This window comes from Vibrio sp. YT-16, from assembly GCF_033337405.1.
Classification (GTDB): Bacteria; Pseudomonadota; Gammaproteobacteria; order Enterobacterales; family Vibrionaceae; genus Vibrio; species Vibrio alginolyticus.
The window spans coordinates 132,312-150,863 of record NZ_JAWOQQ010000007.1; the positions used below are offsets into that span (position 1 = coordinate 132,312).

An 18,552-nucleotide genomic window follows, 5' to 3' on the forward strand; every position below is an offset into this window, starting at 1 on the left:
AAGCTTAATCCTTATTGGTTGCGGCAATGGAGATGCTTTCTACACCTGCCATTTTGATCTGGTCCATAACCTTCACGACTACGCCAGCATTTGCTTCAGTGTCGGCTTGGATAACAACTGCGCCATCAGGGCTTTCTGCACGAAGACGTTCAATATTCGCGCGAACCGCGTCCACTTCGATGCGGCGTTTATCAACCCAAACATCACCCGCCGCACCAACTGCGACCATGATGTTACCTTTTTTCACGGTTTGCGCAGAGCTTGCTGTCGGGCGGTTTACTTCTAGACCAGCTTCTTTTACGAACGATGTTGTTACGATAAAGAAGATCAACATGATGAATACGATGTCGAGCATCGGTGTCATATCGATAGCGGTTTCATCACTGCTATCACTGCTATAGCGTCTTTTCATGACCTATACCTCTAATTCCATTTACTCAGGCAATATGCTTTAGCTTATCTTCCAGCTTTTGCGTTGTGACTTTGGCTAAATGATCAAGACGTGAACTAAAGAACAGTCCTGATAGAGAAGCCACCATCCCGGCTAAAGTTGGGATTGTTGCCTTTGAGATCCCCGAGGCCATTGCTCGAGGGCTTCCTGTTCCTGTTACCGCTAAGATGTCGAATACTTGGATCATGCCAACAACGGTGCCGAGCAAACCCAGTAAGGGACAAAGCGCAATCAATACTTTCACGATTGGCAGGCCCTTTTTATTCTCAATGTCCTGACGAGAAACAATTTCTTGTCGGATCATCTTAGCGTTCCAGCTCTGGTGCTCTGAGCGCTCCTGCCATGAGCCAACGGCTTTTTTCATGGCTTTTGGAGCGACGGCAGCAAAATAGAACCAACGTTCTAACAATACTGCCCACAGCATAAAGCTGAGGATGAAGATGGCGACGAGTACATCGCCACCCATTCCCAAGAAGCGCCTAATTGATTCAAGTTCTCCAACTAACCACCACATAACGCCTCCTTAGCTTTCGGCTTTATGTAGTTTTTCCTGATAGCGAGCGATGAAGCCTGCACTCTGTTCTTCAAGAGTTTGAACCAAACGACGACCTTTACTGTGTACGATGGTGTAAAGGAACAGCAATGGAATTGCGACAACCAGACCTAGCATGGTTGTAACAAGAGCTTCAGAGATACCGCCAGCCATTAGCTTAGGATCACCTGTACCAAATAGTGTGATTGCTTGGAACGTACCGATCATACCCATAACCGTACCCAGTAGACCTAGAAGTGGTGCTACAGAAGCGAACAGTTTGATTGAGCTGATAAAGCGTTCAATGCTCGGTGCGTTACGTAGGATGATTTCGTCCAGTTTCGCTTCAAGATCTTCAAGGTTGTCACCTTTGTGCTCTTGGTAAGCCTGGATAACTTCACCTAGAGGGTTACCAGGAATCACGGTTTCTGATTTCGCTTGCTTACGCATTTTACCGCCAATCACTTGAAGGCGTAGGAAGCAAACTAGAGCAATGATAGCGCCAACTGCACCCATACCAAGGATGACGTAACCTACAATGCCACCTTGATCAATACGTTCTTGAACGGTAGGGCTTTGTACAAGTAGAGACAGAATTACACCACGGGATGGGTCAATAAACAGTGGCTCATAGCTGTTTGACGCTGACTCAAAGCCCGCAACATGACGTGTAATATTGGTGCGAGGCTGTCGAGAGAGTTCTTCGAACTTACCTGTTTGAGGTACATAAGTAACGTACTTACCATCGGCAATCGCGTTAAATTCACCGACAAGAGTAACATCGCGAACCGCTTCTTTACCTTCGCCATAAACAACCGTTGCTTGGGTTGTTGCTGTCTCGCCTGAGGCAACTACTTGTTGAAGAATGGTATGCCAGAATGCTTCTAGCTCTTGTGTTGATGGCAGTTCTTTACTTTCAGCCAGTTTCGTTAGTAGAGCGTCACGCTCTGGGAACTGAACTGCGTTTTGAGAGGCTGCAAATAAGCCTTTAAACTCGCCCGCATATTGGCGGACCACACCAAACATTTCGCCCAAAGTACCAGAGCGAACACGTAAGGTTTCTGTTAGTTCAGTCAGCTGCTTATCGTTTTCATCAAATGTCGCTTTAAGTTGATCGCCCAGTGCTTGCTGTGAAGCTAGCTCTTCACGAGCCTGTTGCAATAATGCTGCTTGCTTATCTCGGTTGTTCTTGAACTCAGCTTCACGGGCTTTGTTCTCTTTTGACTCAACGATGCTTTCTGATTTTACGTTTTTGAGTAGTTCAGATAGGTTTTTAGGCGTTTCTGCTTGTACGCCTGAAGCCATAAATAAGCTCGCTAGTAGACCAGCGGCTAGAGTTTTGAATCCTTTCATCTCTTATTCCTCCCCAGCATATACAGGCAATTTGATTAGCGCTGGTGGCGCTTGCTTCTTCGCGATTCGAAGGCCTTGCTGTACCGCTATGCGGTAGCTTTCCGGTAATGTTTCCCATTGACGTGTTTGTTGGTTCCACATACCTGTCTCACCACCGTCTGGAGATTGGAATAAAAGCGCCGTGCGACCAATACGTAGGAAATCGTAAGTCACGGTTTCCCCATTTCTATCTAGGCTAGCTTTGTAAGATTCAATTGAGCGAGAGAAGCCTTCTTCAATTTGGTAGGCTTCCATCACTTTACGGAATTTCTCAGAAGTCGTTACGTCGGCGCGATCCATGAGACGACGCAGTTCTTGGACACGTTTATTACGTTCTTTTTTCTGGAAAGGCAGATCGAGAGTCACAAACTCATCGAGTGCATCGATCATTTTAAGTGTTAGTGGCACTACTTCTGTTGCCGTTTGATCGATCTGAGCAATTTGGTTATTTAATGAGTCCAATTCACCTTGCTGTGATTGAACCATACGATTAATTTGCTCGTTGTAGACTTTCATGCTGTCGATTTGACGTAGTAAGCCTTTGTATTCTGCCAACATGCCTTCAGTACTTTCGGCATAATTGTCGATTTTTTGTTGCGAAGCTTCTGAAGATTGATTTGCTTTTGCTTGTGTGGAAACGACAGCACCAGAGTTGGCCGCTATAGAGCTACTACTGATAGTAAGCAATGCTGCAGCTATGGCACTGAGACCAAATTCCTTGAATTTCATGGTTGCATCCTTGTCAGTGTTTTAGTCAGTCGAAAAGGGCGCGGAAAACCCGCGCCAAATATTTTTTAGAAGTCGTATGATGCCTCGACGTATAGCTGACGTCCGATTGGATCGTCATACCCAGTTGCATAGAATGGAGAGGTATCGCTTAGAGGATCTGCAGGCGGTACTTTGTCAAACATGTTGATAGCACCAAGAGTTACACGACCACTCTCGTTGAATTGGTAAGAAGCCGTTAGGTTCCACGTTGTCATACTAGCGATTTCTGCTTTGTAACCCGCTTTTTTAGCAGAATCACAGTCATCAAAGTAGTAACGGTTTGCGTAGCTTGAACACATACGGTCGCGGTATTTACCAAATAGGTTGATAGCGACATCTTCATATGCCCAGCCAAGATTTAACGTTGCGGTGTATTCAGGCATGAAATCTCTTTCATCCGTTACAGGCTCGCTGTCGTTTTCTTGATATTCAGCAATCAAGATCTTCGTTACAGCAACACGCGTGTTAAATGAACCGAACTCATTAGTGTCGTATGCGTATTTGATCGCTAGGTCAATACCAGAACGCTCTTCATACGACTGGTTCACTGGACCATAGGATACCGACTTGATGGTGCCATCTGGGTTACGAACGACTTCAGTACCTGGGTATTTACCTGGATCGTTAATTACATCTTGGTAAGTTGGTGCAGTTACGACGTCTTCCATCTTGATGTGGTACCAGTCAACGGTTACACCAAGATCATCCACAGGCTCCCACGCTAGGCCCAAGTTAATGTTTGTACTTGTTTCTTCTTTCAGCTCTGAGTTAGGGCCATTAAGCGTATCGAAGTACTGAGTATCACACTCTGGGTACTTGTCTTTATCTTGTGGGCCGCTACCACCAGCGTTGGCACAAAGCACAGGGTCAAAACCAGAACCAAAGCCTCGAGTTTGATCACCAAATAGTCGCTTCAAGTCTGGAGCTCGGAAGCCTAGACCGTAGCTACCACGTAGCAATAGGGTGTCAGTAGGACGGTATGCTAGGGCTACTTTAGGAGTGAATGCGCCGCCAGTTGCCGAGTCGTCGAAGTAGTGGTCGTAACGACCAGCGACAGTCATTTCTAAATCTTCAATGATAGGAATAAGAGCTTCAACACCAAGACCAATCTGATCGCGGTCACCGCCGCCTGATGTTCCACCTAGACCAGAGAAACCACCAGCTGCTGTTGTCGCATCAATCGTCTCATTGTAGTCAGTACGGTTCCATTCACCATAAACAGCAAAGCCAGACATACCTGCAGGAAGTTCAACCAAATCACCAGCCAGTGAGCCGTTAACAGAGTAAAGCTTTGAGTAAGCTTCTTTGCTTGAAGTGCCGCTGTATTTGTCTACAACGTCTTGAGAGATAGGCCCTAGAAGATCGACATCACCATTTTGTACAGCTTGGTCGAGAGTTAGGAAGATTGCTGGGTTGCTTGTTTCAACGCTTTGCTCAGAGTAACCAGCGGATAGGTCCCAATCATACGTATCAGCAAGCAGGCCGTTCAAGCCTAAGGTTAAGCCAAAAGAATCGGCTTCAGTGTTACTTTCGCGTGGTCCAAATTCGACCATACGGCGAGTGTATTCGCCTTCGCCGCGGAAGTGAGTGGCATCAACTTCAACGCTGTAAGGGTTAGGTTCGAATTCAGATTCTGTAGACTTGTAGCCAAAACGGGCTTCTGCCATGGCAGTGACATTGTCGTTAATGTCCATTTCACCACGTAAAAGTAGGTCTACTTGTTTGTTTTCTGGTTTTAATGTTCGGTATGCAGAGCGGTTAACACCACACTTTCCATCCGCTCGTTCAATCGCGGCATCACCAACGACTTCTTTACATGAAGAACCAGCATCAGCTGGTGTTAGAAGTGTTCCGTTGGCGCCTTCAAAGTTTGCACCGTAGCTAGAGTAGCCACTTAGCTGAGAACGGCTAGAACCGTCATCGCCAGCCCAATCATCTCGGTCAGATTGCTTTAGCATTTCGTTGCCCGCAAATTGGCCAACGAAGAGAATACGTTTGTCGTCAAAGTTTTTGCCAGCCACAACGTCTAAACGGCCGTTTTGGTAACCACCATCCGTCGCGTCACCCGCGCGTACTTTTACAGAAACGCCATCAAAGTCTTTCTTTAAAATGAAGTTTACGACACCACCGATTGCGTCGGAGCCGTAGATAGCAGAACCTGAGTCGGTCATTACTTCAACACGCTCAATAGCGGCGACAGGGATTTGGCCGATATCTTGGAAGTTAGATGTACCATCTTGTGCTAGCGGGTATTGAGGAAGACGACGGCCATCAATAAGAATCAATGTGCGTGACGCGCCAAGGCCACGTAAGTTGACTGACTGCGCTGCTGGTGTAAACGAGAAAGAGTCTGTTTGAGCCATTACACCACCTGTGTTTTGGGTCAAACTGTTCAATACGTCTTGCGCGCTGTTAAAGCCTTTAGACTCAATGTCTTTACTATTAATAACAGTAACTGGTGAAGGACCTTCCATATCCGTCGTGGAGATACGCGAACCAGTAACTTTCATCTTTTGAAGTTTTTCAACTTGCTGCTCTTCTGCCAGTGCTGTTGCTGGGGCTGCAATTGCTGCTGTCCCCAAAGCAAGGCTTATCGCAACAGATAAAGCGGTTGTGTTTTTATACATCCTTGTTGCTCCGATTATTATTATTTCCTATGTCTGGCCGCATAGCGGCCAAATGTGACGTTAATATTTCGTTAACGTTCGGCCAATGTATAACCGAGATGAAAAAAGGAAGTCAAACCAGTGGTAAACGGGGATGCTTAAATGTAAAAAAGATGTAAATAACCAGGCTTTATTTAAAAGGCGGAATAAAAAACCGAATAAGGTTTATGAATCGAGATTAAATTTCAATAAAACACCGTATTTTGTGTTTCTTATAAACTTTAATGACTTATCTTGCCTATGGTTTTTTAGTGGGTAATTGAATCTGGAAAAAGATATTTTTCCAGTGAATTGTTCTGAGATGAGTTTTATATCGAATCCATACTTTGTTAGCTCGAACTTATTAGGTGGTATCAAAATATGATACCCATTGCTGTTAAAGGGCTCACTCGTATTTTTAGGTCAAATATAACCTTGGATTATGTGTCTATTTATGTGTGTAGGGTGCATTTTTATGTAGGGTTTTGGCTCTAAACAGCCTAGATTGATATTCTGTATGAATTATTTTTGTGGTTTTTTATAATTTTTTACAAAAACATTTCTGTTTTTCGACATCGAAGGAAGTTTGTCATGTTTTGGTTTCAAACACTTGAAGCTGATGTGGATTCAAGATAAATATGACGCTGAAATTATTGCAGTAGTAGAAAAGTCTAGCTCTTGAGGCGCAGGGAGTGTGCTTCAACAGTTTTAGTTACTACGAGATAAATATGCACCATTTTGGGCGGAAAATATCCTCTTTCACTCCGTTTGAACTGGACAGTAGACAAGGAGCAAGTTGTATATGCTGTCGTACTTTTTACGCCGTTTGGCGTTGGTTATCCCAACGTTTCTCGGGATAACTATTCTCATCTTTGCTATCACTCGTTTCGTGCCTGGCGGACCTGTTGAACGCATGTTGTCACAAATGCAGTCCCAGGGGGACGGCGCCGCATCAATGACGTCTGCGGGTGGTAATACGGCTCTTTCTGACGATCAAATCGCGGAGCTGAATGCGTTTTATGGCCTGGATAAACCAGTAACGGAAGCGTACGTCGAATGGTTAAGTCGTTTGGTAATGCTAGATCTTGGCGAGTCGACGCGTTACTACGAGCCTGTCTCGGACATGATCGCAGAGCGTTTGCCAGTGTCGTTGTTTTATGGCGGCATGACCTTCTTTATTAGTTATTTTATCTCGATTCCTCTTGGTTACTATAAGGCGCTCAAGCACGGTTCTGTCTTTGATTCCGCTTCTTCAGTACTCATTTTCGTAGGCTACGCGCTACCAGGTTATGTGGTGGGTGTATTGCTGATCACGTTATTTAGTTATCACTTGGAATGGTTTCCGATGGGAGGCTTTGTCGGCGATGACTTCGATGATTACGAAACCTTCTTTGAACGCACTAAAGACATTATGTGGCATGCGGTGTTGCCTTTGATCTGTTACCTCATTGGTGATTTTGCCACGCTGACGATGACAATGAAAAATAACCTGATGGAAAACCTTTCCTCAGATTACATCCGCACCGCAATTGCGAAAGGATTACCTTTCAAAAAAGCAGTTCGTAAGCACGCGTTGCGTAACAGCTTAATTCCAATCGCGAGTCACTTTGGTAACTCTTTGTTGTTCTTCATGACCGGTGCTTTCCTGATTGAAGTTATCTTCAATATTGATGGCATTGGCTTATTGGGTTACGAATCAATCATGGAGCGTGATTACCCTGTTGTTATGGGTATTGTCGCCATTAATGCGTTGTTACTTCTCATTGGTAACATCATTTCAGATATTTGTGTTGCTTTAGTCGACCCACGTGTGAAGTTTGGAGCGTAACATGATTAAAGTTAGTCCATTAACTCAAAAGAAAATTCGTCACTTTAAAGAGATCAAACGAGGCTATTGGTCGTTTGTTGCTCTTTCTATCATGTTGATCCTTTCTCTATTCGCCGAACTTTTGATCAACAGTAAAGCGCTAGTCGTCAAGTACGATGGTAGCTACTATTTTCCTGTTGTCAGTGACGTACGTTTAGGTAGCGAATTCGGCCAAGAGTCATCCAGTGAAGCCGATTATCGTGTACTGCAAAAAGCGTTTGAGGCTGAAGGGGGCGACAACTTTGTTATTTTGCCGCTTGTGCCGTGGAACCCATACGAACAAGATTTTAGTGGTGATTTCCCGCCAACAGCACCTAGTGCCGAAAATAAGCATTATTTAGGTACAGATGTGATAGGTCGCGATATTTTGGCGCGACTCGTCTACGGATTCAGAACGGCGATGGGATTTGCGTTGCTTACGATGGCCATTTCCTACGCGATCGGTACTGCAGTCGGTTGTGCTATGGGTTTTTGGGGCGGTAAATTTGACTTGTTTGTACAGCGACTTATCGAAATCTGGTCAATGGTCCCGTTTTTGTACGTCATTATGATTCTTGTCTCAATCGTTCAGCCGACGTTTGCTCTCTTTGTCGCTATTAACGTGCTTTTCACTTGGATGGGTATGACATGGTACATGCGGACCATGACCTATAAAGAAGCGGCACGAGAATATGTAATGGCGGCTCGTGCTTTAGGGGCATCGACCGGACGTATCTTGTTTAATCACATCTTGCCAAATACGATGGTGATGATTGTAACCCTAGCGCCTTTCACTATTGCAGCTAACATCACAGCACTGACTGCTCTCGATTACCTAGGATTAGGCTTGATGCCACCAACGCCAAGTTGGGGTGAACTACTGCAACAAGGTAAGTCAAACTTAGATTCGCCATGGATTGTTGCGTCAGTAGTGACTTCTATAGTTCTGGTTCTGGTAATGGTGACCTTTATTGGTGAAGCCATTCGAGCGGCTTTCGACCCGAAAAAATTCACACGCTATGTTTAAGCGAGCATTGTGAGCAAAACATAAAAAGGGAAGTTTTATGAAGAAATTATTTTTAGCGTCCACGCTGAGCGCCCTGAGTTTTGGTGCAATGTCAGCAACGCTTCCGACAGACTTAAACTGGCAAACAAACTGGGATGAGCCTCAATATGGTTCGCCAGAAGCGAAACGTGGAGGGACTTATCGCACCTTTATGTCAAGTTTCCCGCAGACGTTACGTAGTGTTGGTCCAGACGCTAATGCAGGGCTACGTTCTTTTATCTTAGATGAAACACCAGGCTTGGTGGTCCGCCACCCAGATACTTTAGAGTTCATCCCTGAGCTTGCTAACGAGTGGGCGTTAGCAGGTGACAACAAAACGGTCTATTTTAAACTCAACCCTGAAGCCAAATGGTCGGACGGCAAACCTGTGACTGCCGACGATTTCGTGTTCATGCTGAAGTTTTATCGTTCCAAGGACATCTTGGAACCTTGGTACAACGATTACTACAACAAAACGATTGCGGATGTTATCAAGTACGACACTCATACGTTTGCTGTTAAGGCGGCGAAAGAGTTCAATCCGGAAGAGTTGCTGTTACGAATGGGGGCTCTGCGCCCACGCCCCGCACATTTTTATGCTAACCCTTCAAAAGATGAAAATGGTGACGGTATACATGACAACTTTGTCCGCTACTACAATTTTAAAAGTGAACCAACGACCAGTGCATACTACCTAGATGACATTAAAAAAGGTAAAAGTGTTACCTTCAAACATGTCGGTGAAGACTGGTGGGGTTACAGCAATAAGTATTATCAACATCGCTATAATGTCGACAAAATCCGCATCACAGTGATTCGCGACAGTGATATCGCGATGAAGCACTTTGAGAAAGGGAAGCTGGACGCATTTGGTCTTGTTTTACCAAGCTTATGGCATGATAAATCGAATACGGAACCTTACCAAAAGGGATACATTCAAAAGTTCTGGGGTTACAACCAATTCCCAGTTGGGGCTGGTGGTGTATGGATGAACACCGCGATGCCTTTGCTGGATGATTTAAACATTCGCAAGGGCATTACTTACGCGATTGACTTTGATGGCATGATAGAGAATGTCATGCGTGGCGACTACTCCCGTAAACCGAACCCGACCGGTTATGGTCATGGTAAATACACCCTACCAGATGCTAAGGCACCGAAGTTTGATCCCGCAAAAGCGGCCGAGGCATTCGAAGCCGCAGGCTTTAACAAAATTGGTTCTGATGGTATTCGTGTCAATGATAAAGGTGAGCGCTTAAGCTTCGAGCTGACCTACGGAACACCTGTTCATACTCCTCGTATTGCCTTTTTGCGTGAGCAAGCCAAGCTAGCAGGGCTGGATATTGAGCTCAAGTTAGTTGATGGCTCATCCATGTTCAAATACGTACGTGAGAAAAAGCACGATTTGGCTTTCTTAGATATGGGTACGTCTGAGATCCCAACGTATTGGGAGTACTTCCATTCAGTCAATGCGAACAAGCCGCAAACTAACTCTTTCACAAACTACAGCACGCCTGAACTGGATGAAAAGATCATCGAGTATCGTTTTGGCATGGATATGGATAAAAAGATCCAGCTAGGTCATGAGATTCAGCGTGACATCATTGATGCTCACGTTATCGTCCCAGGCTACATGGTTCCTTATGTCCGCTATGGTCACTGGCGCTGGTTAAAGTTTCCAGATAAGCCAATGAATCGCATGACAGAGGCGCTGTTCAGTGGTGCAATCATAGGCGATGGCACTTACTGGATTGATAGTGATATCAAAAAAGAAACGAAACAAGCGATGAAGTCAGGCAAAGCTTTTGAACCTGTTGTTGTCGTAGATGACACTTATAAGCTGTAAGGATTGGTTATGGAAAACGATGTAATCCTAAGTGTTAAAGATCTCGAAGTTGAATTTACCACCGATGATGGGCCAGTGAAGGTTCTGCATGGTGTGAACTTTGATGTGAGAGCTGGACGTACACTCGGTCTGGTAGGAGAGTCAGGTAGTGGTAAGAGCGTAACCTCAATGTCGATCATGGGGCTATTACCTAAGCCATATGGCAACATTATCAAAGGTGAAGTGAATTATCGCGGCACCAACCTAGTTGATTTGCCTGCGGAAGAGATGTACGCCATGCGTGGCGATCGCATTTCGATCATCTTCCAAGACCCGATGACGGCGCTCAACCCAGTGCACACCATTGGTCGTCAAATATGTGAAGTGCTTGAGCTCCATCGACCTGAGCTCGACAAAAAGGAGCGGGAGGCGTACTCGATTGAAATGCTGGCAAAAGTAAAAATTCCAATGCCAGAGAAGCGATTGAATGAGTATCCCCATAACCTATCTGGTGGTATGCGCCAGCGTGTCATGATCGCGATGGCATTAGCCTGTAAGCCGGATATTCTGATTTGTGATGAACCGACTACAGCGTTGGATGTTACGGTTCAGGCGTCTATCCTTGAACTGATGAACGAGCTTCAGGAAGAAACGGGCATGGCGATGATCTTCATCACTCACGATCTCGGGGTTGTGGCAGAAGTGTGTGATGATGTTGCCGTGATGTATGGCGGACGTATTGTCGAAAAAGCAGAAATTTTTGAGTTGTTTGATAACCCGCAGCACCCATACACAGAGCGTTTAATGGGATTGATGCCGAGCTTAGATAATGAGCCGAAGCAGATGATCGATATCAAGCCTATTGATGCCAGTATGTTTGCCAGTTAACTGGGCAAAGTGAACCAGTCATAAAAGAGGATGTTATGGCAAAAGAAGTATTAAGAATTGAAAATCTTAAGCAGCACTTTGTTTCTGGTAAAGGGCTGTTCAAGAAAGGCTACACCATCAAAGCGGTAGACGGGGTTTCACTGTCTGTTTCTGAAGGTGAAACACTGGGGCTAGTTGGTGAGTCAGGTTGTGGTAAAAGCACCCTTGGTCGCACGATCTTAAAGTTATATGAGCCAACAGAAGGTAAGATTTTCTTTGAAGGTAAAGACATCACTAAATTGTCTGTTAAAGAGATGCGCTCGCTGCGTAAAGACATGCAAATCGTCTTTCAAGACCCAATGGAGTCACTCAATCAGCGTCATACCATCGGTATGATTCTGGAAGAACCGTTTGTTATTCATAAAATTGGCACGCCAACAGAGCGTAAACAGTGGGTAAAAGAGCTTTTAATCAAAGTGGGATTACCAGAAACGGCAGTAAACCGTTATCCACATGAATTTTCAGGCGGGCAACGGCAGCGTATCGGTATCGCTCGCGCGATTGCATTGAAGCCTAAACTGCTGATTTGTGATGAATCGGTATCTGCGTTAGATGTGTCGGTACAGGCGCAAATCTTGAACCTATTGCTACAACTGCAACAAGAAATGAACTTGGCGATCATATTTATCTCTCACGATCTCTCGGTGGTGAAACATGTTTCTGACAAAGTTGCCGTGATGTATTTTGGCAAAGTGGTAGAAGCAGGCAGTGCTAAAGAAATTTATGCAAACCCGCAAAACGAATACACCAAAAAACTCCTATCTGCGATTCCGATCACTCACCCTAAATATCGGAAGAAAAAGCGCGTAGCTGAAAAAAAGCAGCAAGTGGCGTAAGTGATGCCACAGGTCCTATAACACAAAAGCGCTCCGCCAAATAAGCGGAGCGTTTTTATAAGCAAATGCCAGGACTTGGAGTCGATTTACACTGATGTTTATTCTGATTGATTGAAGATCGTTGCATGCTAAACTCAAGGCCTATTTTCTTTGTTTGGATAATGGACCATGCCGTCGAATTTACCGAAATCCTTTAGTCGACCTTTCCTGAGAATCTTCCATATTTTGGAGGCGGTATTATTAGTCTCTATTACCTTGGCGACGTTGTACGCCATGATGCAAGAGTTTGTGCACGTATTTGTAGAGAAGCGTGTCTTACTCACAGATATTCTGTTGATGTTTATCTATCTGGAAGTGCTCGCCATGGTGCAGCAGTTCGTGATGAACGGTAAAATTCCGGTACGCTATCCTATCTACATCGCGATGATGGCGATCGCCCGCTATATCACTCTCGGAATGAAAGAGCTGGATGCGGTTTTGGTTGTGTGGTTATCTCTGGCTGCGTTTATTTTGGCTGCGGCTACTTTGCTGATCAGAATTGGACACCATTATTGGCCCTACGTTGATAACAGAACCTTGGAAAAAGATGAGTAAAAGAAAGCCCCGCACTAGCGGGGCTTTTTTGTTTCAATACTCGATGACTTTTAGATCATTCAATGTTTTGGATCTGCTCACGCATCTGTTCAATTAGAACTTTCAGTTCAACGCCCGATGCGGTGATGTCGGTGCTGATGGATTTCGACGCTAGCGTGTTTGATTCACGGTTGAACTCTTGCATCATAAAATCTAGACGGCGACCCACTGCGCCACCTTTTTTCAGAATGTTTGTGGTTTCTTTTACGTGAGAGTCCAAGCGATCGAGCTCTTCAGCAACATCCGATTTTTGCGCTAGCAAAATCAACTCTTGCTCGATACGAGATGGATCCAGTTCCACTTTAGCGTCTTCGAACTTCGAGAATAGTCGCTCACGTTGCCATTCTAAAATTTCTGGCATGCGGGCACGCACTTTTACGACTTCTGCAGAGATGGCGTCTAAACGCTGTTCAATCAGCGCTTTCATGTTCTCGCCTTCACGAGCGCGCGCTTCAATAAATTCATCCATTGCGCCATCAAACGCTTCTAGTAGCACTTTATTTACTGCATCCATGTCTTGCTCTGGCGTTTCCATTACCCCCGGCCATTGCATGACTTGAAATGGATTGATTCGGCTCAGTTCACCAGTCATGTGCATGACTTGTTCAGCGGCTTTAATTACCTGGCTAGCAAGCGCTTCATTGATGCTAAGCTCACCTTTTGCGGCAGGGTTTGCTTCAAAACGCAGATTACATTCTACTTTGCCTCGCGCTAAGCGCTTACGAAAGCGCTCACGTAAAACGGGCTCTAACCCGCGAAATTGCTCTGGCATGCGGAAGTATGTTTCTAAATAACGCTGGTTCACGCTGCGGATTTCCCATACCGCAGAACCCCAATCGCCTTTTACTTCTTTGCGTGCATACGCTGTCATACTGTAAATCATCGAATTTTCCTGTCTTCATTTTTTGAAAATTACTTCAAGAGTGTATCACGCTGCGTCGATAGGTGCGCGGGATGTATGGATTGTTTATGTTGTGCCAGCGGCGTAACCTATGAATCCGGAATCGATTCCGTTATAATCTTCGCCCAACCAAATCGTCTTCTCCTCATATTTAAGGTAGATGCCCATGCGTCCAAACGATCGCAAGGCGGATCAAGTTCGCCCTATCAAAATTACTCGTAACTACACAGCTTACGCTGAAGGGTCAGTGCTAGTTGAGTTCGGTAACACCAAAGTGTTGTGTAATGCGACCGTCGAAGAATCTGTGCCACGTTGGCTAAAAGGTCAAGGTAAAGGCTGGGTTACAGCTGAATACGGCATGCTACCTCGAGCAACACATTCGCGTACTCGTCGTGAAGCGGCAAGTGGCAAACAAGGCGGCCGTACGATGGAAATTCAGCGTCTTATCGCGCGAAGCCTACGCGCTGTTGTCGACCTAAAAGCCATGGGTGAGTTCATGATCACCGTTGACTGTGACGTTATCCAAGCTGACGGTGGTACGCGTACTGCATCCATCAGCGGCGCAAGTGTTGCAATGGCCGATGCATTCCAACACCTAGTAGATAGCGGCAAGCTAAAAGCAAACCCAATGAAAGGCCACGTAGCGGCAGTTTCAGTTGGTTTGCTAGGTGATGATGTTCTGTGTGACCTTGAATACGTTGAAGATTCAGCGGCAGACACAGACATGAACGTGGTAATGACAGAAGAAGGCAAGATGATTGAAATTCAGGGCACCGCAGAAGGTGAACCGTTCAGTCACGAACAGCTGATGGCATTGCTCGAGTCGGCGAAAGTCGGCATTACGGAAATTGTCGCAGCGCAGAAGGCGGCGTTAGCCAATTGATTTAGATAGCTCCCATTATGGGGGCTATTTTTTTATCTCGACAATAGAGAAATGAATGATTGTCGAGAAGAGACACAAGAAACCAAGGACATAGAGAGAAAATAATGAAAGCATACCAGCGTGAATTTATTGAGTTTGCACTTGAGAAAGAAGTTCTTAAGTTTGGTGAGTTTACTTTGAAATCTGGCCGTAAAAGCCCGTACTTCTTTAACGCTGGTCTTTTCAATACTGGTCGTGACCTAGCGCGTCTTGGTCGTTTTTACGCAGCCGCGCTCGCTGATTCTGGCATTGAGTTTGATGTACTGTTTGGCCCGGCGTACAAAGGTATCCCAATCGCGACGACAACAGCAGTCGCGCTGGCGGATCACCACGATATCGACACGCCTTACTGCTTCAACCGTAAAGAAGCGAAAGATCACGGCGAAGGCGGTAACCTTGTAGGCTCTGCGCTTGAAGGTCGAATCATGCTAGTGGATGACGTAATCACAGCAGGTACTGCGATTCGTGAATCGATGGAAATCATCAAGGCGAATGGTGCAGACCTTGCTGGTGTGTTGGTTGCGATTGACCGCCAAGAAAAAGGCAAAGGTGAATTGTCTGCGATCCAAGAAGTGGAGCGTGACTTTGGTTGTGCAATCATCTCGATCGTTAGCCTGACTGACCTTGTGACTTTCCTTGAAGAGAAAGGCACAGACAAAGAGCATCTAGAAGCAGTCAAAGCATACCGCGCAGAATACGGCATTTAATTGGTTACTTTTTCTGAAAAAGTAAAAAGGGCAGATGGATATTCATCTGCCCTTTTTTGTTTTTGGATTCATCGCCTTGACCACTTACTTATAGCGAATGCCTTTCTCGACATGCTCATCTTGCATGGTTTTATAGCGTTTATGGAGCCACATCCATTGCTCTGGAGCGCGTAGAATGACTTCTTCCACATACTTGTTCATATAAGCGGCAGCGGCGACTTCGTCTTTTTGTGGATAATCGGCTTCAATGCACTTATCGGCGATGATGTCGTATTTTCCTTCGTCATTGCGAAACCCTGAGCCTGGGATGATCGCACATTTTGAGGTATACGCCAGAATGCTCGTGCCTGTTGTCGTACACGCATTGTCTACGGCAAAGAAGGGCACAAATACTGATTTTTTGCGACCGTAATCGTGATCCGGTAAATAGAACAGACGCTCACCGCTGCGTAAAACACGAATCATCTTTTTTACATCTTTACGATCAATCAGTTTATTGCCGTTATGTGTCCGTCCCCAATACTGGATAAAGTTATAAGCAGGATTATTATGTGGACGAAACGCGCCGTACCCGGCCACGCCTAACACGGCGAAAGCACGCGCAGTGATCTCTAGATTTAGAGCATGGACACAACAAAGTAGGACGCCTTTACCTTCTTTGGCTTTTTCACGCAGTGCGCCGAGATCTTTCTCGACGATCAGGTTTTTAAAGCGCCAAGTCGGCCAGAACCAAGTGATTCCGGTTTCTATCAGTGCCATACCAGTATTTTTGAAGTTCTCTTCAACAATATGTTGAATCTCTTCAGGTGTTTTGTCTGGAAAGGCCAATTCTAAGTTACGCTGAGCAACGTGGACACGCTTTTTACCGTAGCGCATGCCAAGTTTACCGAGTGAACGACCTAATGAAAGCAGCAGCCGATAAGGAAGAATATTGACGAGGATGGCCAACAGACCAAAACCAAGCCATACGCCCCAGTTACGAGGGTGAAGAAGTGAAAGAGAAAACTCGGGCTGCGTGTATTTGTCTTTACTCATAGTCTTTTACTTTATTTGTGCACTCAAAAGCGCCCAGTACTCGTCAAAGTTTGCAGTCGGCTGGTATTTAAAGTCGCTACGCACAAAGCGGTTTAGGCTCCCCTCAACTTGTCCCAGAATTTGCGCGGCTAGGATGCGCTCTTCGACAGGGAAAGACTTCCCTTCACGAATCTTACGTTCACGCAGGATTTGGCGCAATTGTGTTTCTATACGCTCAAAGAGTTGATTGATGCGTTCACGTAGACGTTCATTTTCAAACATTAGAGCATGACCCGACAAAATGCGTGTCAGACCTGGGTTACGTTCAGAGAACGCCAAAATAAGGTGCATCACCATACGAATACGCTCTAGTGTATCTTTTTCGTCGTCTAGAATACGGTTGATACGTGTCATCAAGGCTTCTTCAATGAACTCAATCAACCCTTCGAACATGCGCGCTTTACTTGGGAAATGACGATACAGCGCGGCTTCTGAAACGCCGACTTGCTTGGCCAGTTTTGCCGTAGTAATGCGTGAAGCGCCATCTGTTGATTCAAGCATTTCTGCCAATGCTTGTAAGATCTCTTCACGACGGTTGGATTTTTTACTGCCGGCCATTAGTTACTTCCTTTCAAAATACAAAGTTGAGCGGAGGGGATTATAAGACGCTATTTCGCCTCAAACTAGACCACTAAGGGTGGAATGGGAGATTTAACACCCTTAGTTGTCATTTTTGTACCAAATTTATGCCAGCTTTTGTAAAAAATTGGCAGGGTTTTCAAACGTTAGTTACATCAATTGATGCATTTTTTCGAGAATTTTAAAGCTCAATGCTTCTTTTGATTCTAAAGCGAGCGCAAGTTCACCTTCAGGCCAGTAAAGGGTAATCGCGTTGTCGTTGCTGTTAAATCCTTGCCCTGCAACCGAAACGTCGTTTGCACAGATCATATCGAGGTTTTTCTTTGTTAACTTGCCTCGAGCATAGGTCTCTACATCATTGGTTTCAGCCGCAAAACCGACGGTAAACGGACGCTTCTCCGTCATTGCTGCCACAGATGCAACAATATCAGGATTTTTAACCATATTAATGACCATTTCGTCGTTGTCTTCTGTCTTTTTCAACTTTTGAGACGCGATCGTTTGTGGGCGGTAGTCGGCAACGGCAGCGCAGCTAATAAAGGCATCATGCTGGTTTGCATGTGTCATAACGGCTTCGTGCATCTCTTGGGCACTGGAAACATTTATGCGCTCAACACCTACGGGCGTATTTAAACTGACAGGACCGCTCACGAGGGTGACTTTTGCTCCCATCTGCGCTGCGGCGCTCGCCAATGCATAGCCCATTTTCCCGGAGCTATGGTTTGTAATGTAACGCACTGGATCAATCGCTTCGCGAGTTGGTCCGGCGGTAATGAGTATCGACTTACCTTCTAGCAATTTTGGTTGAAAGAACTGTTCACATAGATGTACTAGCTGCATTGGTTCCAGCATTCGACCTGGTCCTACATCACCACAGGCTTGCTCTCCTGCCGCAGGGCCCCAGATGTGCATACCACGACGCGCTAACGTAGCGATGTTCTCTTGGGTTGCGATATTGCGATACATCTGTTGATTCATCGCAGGAGAAACAGCAACAGGGGAATCCGTCGCGAGCACGAGCGTAGTAAGTAAATCGTTCCCCATGCCTGCGGACATGCGCGCGATTAAGTCCGCGGTCGCGGGCGCTAATAGCACTAAATCTGCCCATTTGGCCAATTCAATATGGCCCATAGAGGCTTCCGCTGCTGGGTCTAGTAAACTGTCCGAGACAGGACGGCCCGAAACGGCTTGCATGGTTAAAGGGGTAATGAACTCTTTTGCGGCTTTCGTCATTACAACTTGAACTTGCGCTCCTCTCTCTATGAGGCGACGGGTTAGCTCCGCACATTTATACGCGGCAATACCGCCACTGATGCCGAGTAGAATTTTCTTTCCTGCTAGTGTTTGCATGTGAGATCTCCAATTTGATGACCGGATTTTAACACAATTCAAAGTCTGACCGCCCGAGCATATATAACGAGAAGATAATTCACATCAAACTCCAGAGTATTAATCTGACCGAGGAAGGG

At 45.6% G+C, this 18,552-nt stretch carries 17 protein-coding genes; 8 read left to right on the plus strand and 9 right to left on the minus strand.

Features of this window, described 5'->3' with window-relative positions; translation table 11 throughout:
- Positions 1 to 4: 4 nt before the first annotated feature.
- The 5 genes from R7F07_RS13770 to R7F07_RS13790 all read right to left on the minus strand — a co-directional run bounded on the left by R7F07_RS13770 (position 5) and on the right by R7F07_RS13790 (position 5,770).
- Positions 5 to 412 (minus strand): ExbD/TolR family protein, encoded by a 408-nt coding sequence (locus tag R7F07_RS13770; RefSeq protein ID WP_005379359.1) that lies wholly within the window; start codon positions 410 to 412, stop codon positions 5 to 7.
- A 25-nt stretch (positions 413 to 437) separates the two neighbouring features.
- Positions 438 to 965, minus strand: coding sequence for a MotA/TolQ/ExbB proton channel family protein (locus tag R7F07_RS13775; protein WP_047103760.1), 528 nt, complete (start codon positions 963 to 965; stop codon positions 438 to 440).
- Between the two features lie 9 nt (positions 966 to 974).
- Positions 975 to 2,336 (minus strand): MotA/TolQ/ExbB proton channel family protein, encoded by a 1,362-nt coding sequence (locus R7F07_RS13780; RefSeq protein ID WP_017634999.1) that lies wholly within the window; start codon positions 2,334 to 2,336, stop codon positions 975 to 977.
- A 3-nt stretch (positions 2,337 to 2,339) separates the two neighbouring features.
- The gene (locus R7F07_RS13785; RefSeq protein WP_005379365.1) at positions 2,340 to 3,104 is read right to left on the minus strand and encodes a DUF3450 domain-containing protein; all 765 of its coding nucleotides are present in this window, start codon (positions 3,102 to 3,104) and stop codon (positions 2,340 to 2,342) included.
- A gap of 65 nt (positions 3,105 to 3,169) precedes the next feature.
- Positions 3,170 to 5,770 (minus strand): TonB-dependent receptor plug domain-containing protein, encoded by a 2,601-nt coding sequence (locus R7F07_RS13790; RefSeq protein WP_005379366.1) that lies wholly within the window; start codon positions 5,768 to 5,770, stop codon positions 3,170 to 3,172.
- Positions 5,771 to 6,590: 820 nt separating this feature from the next.
- Here R7F07_RS13790 and R7F07_RS13795 point away from each other — a divergent pair.
- The 6 genes from R7F07_RS13795 (at position 6,591) to R7F07_RS13820 (ending at position 12,861) form a co-directional block, all read left to right on the plus strand.
- The gene (locus R7F07_RS13795; RefSeq protein WP_005379368.1) at positions 6,591 to 7,616 is read left to right on the plus strand and encodes an ABC transporter permease subunit; all 1,026 of its coding nucleotides are present in this window, start codon (positions 6,591 to 6,593) and stop codon (positions 7,614 to 7,616) included.
- 1 nt (position 7,617) lies between these two features.
- Positions 7,618 to 8,661, plus strand: coding sequence for an ABC transporter permease (locus R7F07_RS13800; RefSeq protein ID WP_005379369.1), 1,044 nt, complete (start codon positions 7,618 to 7,620; stop codon positions 8,659 to 8,661).
- A 37-nt stretch (positions 8,662 to 8,698) separates the two neighbouring features.
- Positions 8,699 to 10,525 carry an extracellular solute-binding protein gene (locus tag R7F07_RS13805; protein WP_017634997.1) on the plus strand — a complete coding sequence of 609 codons (1,827 nt, stop codon included), beginning with the start codon at positions 8,699 to 8,701 and terminating at the stop codon, positions 10,523 to 10,525.
- Between the two features lie 9 nt (positions 10,526 to 10,534).
- Positions 10,535 to 11,392 carry an ABC transporter ATP-binding protein gene (locus tag R7F07_RS13810; RefSeq protein WP_005379371.1) on the plus strand — a complete coding sequence of 286 codons (858 nt, stop codon included), beginning with the start codon at positions 10,535 to 10,537 and terminating at the stop codon, positions 11,390 to 11,392.
- A 35-nt stretch (positions 11,393 to 11,427) separates the two neighbouring features.
- Complete coding sequence (locus tag R7F07_RS13815; protein ID WP_005379372.1) at positions 11,428 to 12,267, plus strand: ABC transporter ATP-binding protein; 840 nt, start codon at positions 11,428 to 11,430, stop codon at positions 12,265 to 12,267.
- Positions 12,268 to 12,435: 168 nt separating this feature from the next.
- Complete coding sequence (locus R7F07_RS13820; protein WP_017820704.1) at positions 12,436 to 12,861, plus strand: phosphate-starvation-inducible protein PsiE; 426 nt, start codon at positions 12,436 to 12,438, stop codon at positions 12,859 to 12,861.
- 55 nt (positions 12,862 to 12,916) lie between these two features.
- Here R7F07_RS13820 and R7F07_RS13825 read toward each other — a convergent pair whose 3' ends face one another.
- On the minus strand, positions 12,917 to 13,783 hold the full coding sequence (locus R7F07_RS13825; RefSeq protein ID WP_005395766.1) for a YicC/YloC family endoribonuclease: 867 nt from the start codon (positions 13,781 to 13,783) through the stop codon (positions 12,917 to 12,919).
- Positions 13,784 to 13,967: 184 nt separating this feature from the next.
- Here R7F07_RS13825 and rph point away from each other — a divergent pair, with 184 nt between their 5' ends.
- Both rph and pyrE read left to right on the plus strand, forming a co-directional pair.
- The gene (rph, locus tag R7F07_RS13830; protein WP_017634994.1) at positions 13,968 to 14,684 is read left to right on the plus strand and encodes a ribonuclease PH; all 717 of its coding nucleotides are present in this window, start codon (positions 13,968 to 13,970) and stop codon (positions 14,682 to 14,684) included.
- 104 nt (positions 14,685 to 14,788) lie between these two features.
- Positions 14,789 to 15,430, plus strand: a complete 642-nt coding sequence (gene pyrE / locus R7F07_RS13835) for an orotate phosphoribosyltransferase (RefSeq protein ID WP_017634993.1) — start codon at positions 14,789 to 14,791, stop codon at positions 15,428 to 15,430.
- An 84-nt stretch (positions 15,431 to 15,514) separates the two neighbouring features.
- Here the strand turns inward: pyrE and R7F07_RS13840 are convergent, their stop codons facing one another.
- The 3 genes from R7F07_RS13840 to coaBC all read right to left on the minus strand — a co-directional run bounded on the left by R7F07_RS13840 (position 15,515) and on the right by coaBC (position 18,433).
- Complete coding sequence (locus R7F07_RS13840; protein ID WP_017634992.1) at positions 15,515 to 16,465, minus strand: Kdo(2)-lipid IV(A) acyltransferase; 951 nt, start codon at positions 16,463 to 16,465, stop codon at positions 15,515 to 15,517.
- A 6-nt stretch (positions 16,466 to 16,471) separates the two neighbouring features.
- Entirely contained in the window at positions 16,472 to 17,062 is a 591-nt protein-coding gene (gene slmA, locus R7F07_RS13845) for a nucleoid occlusion factor SlmA (RefSeq protein ID WP_005379386.1), read from the minus strand.
- A 171-nt stretch (positions 17,063 to 17,233) separates the two neighbouring features.
- Entirely contained in the window at positions 17,234 to 18,433 is a 1,200-nt protein-coding gene (coaBC, locus tag R7F07_RS13850; protein ID WP_017820705.1) for a bifunctional phosphopantothenoylcysteine decarboxylase/phosphopantothenate--cysteine ligase CoaBC, read from the minus strand.
- Positions 18,434 to 18,552: the final 119 nt, after the last annotated feature.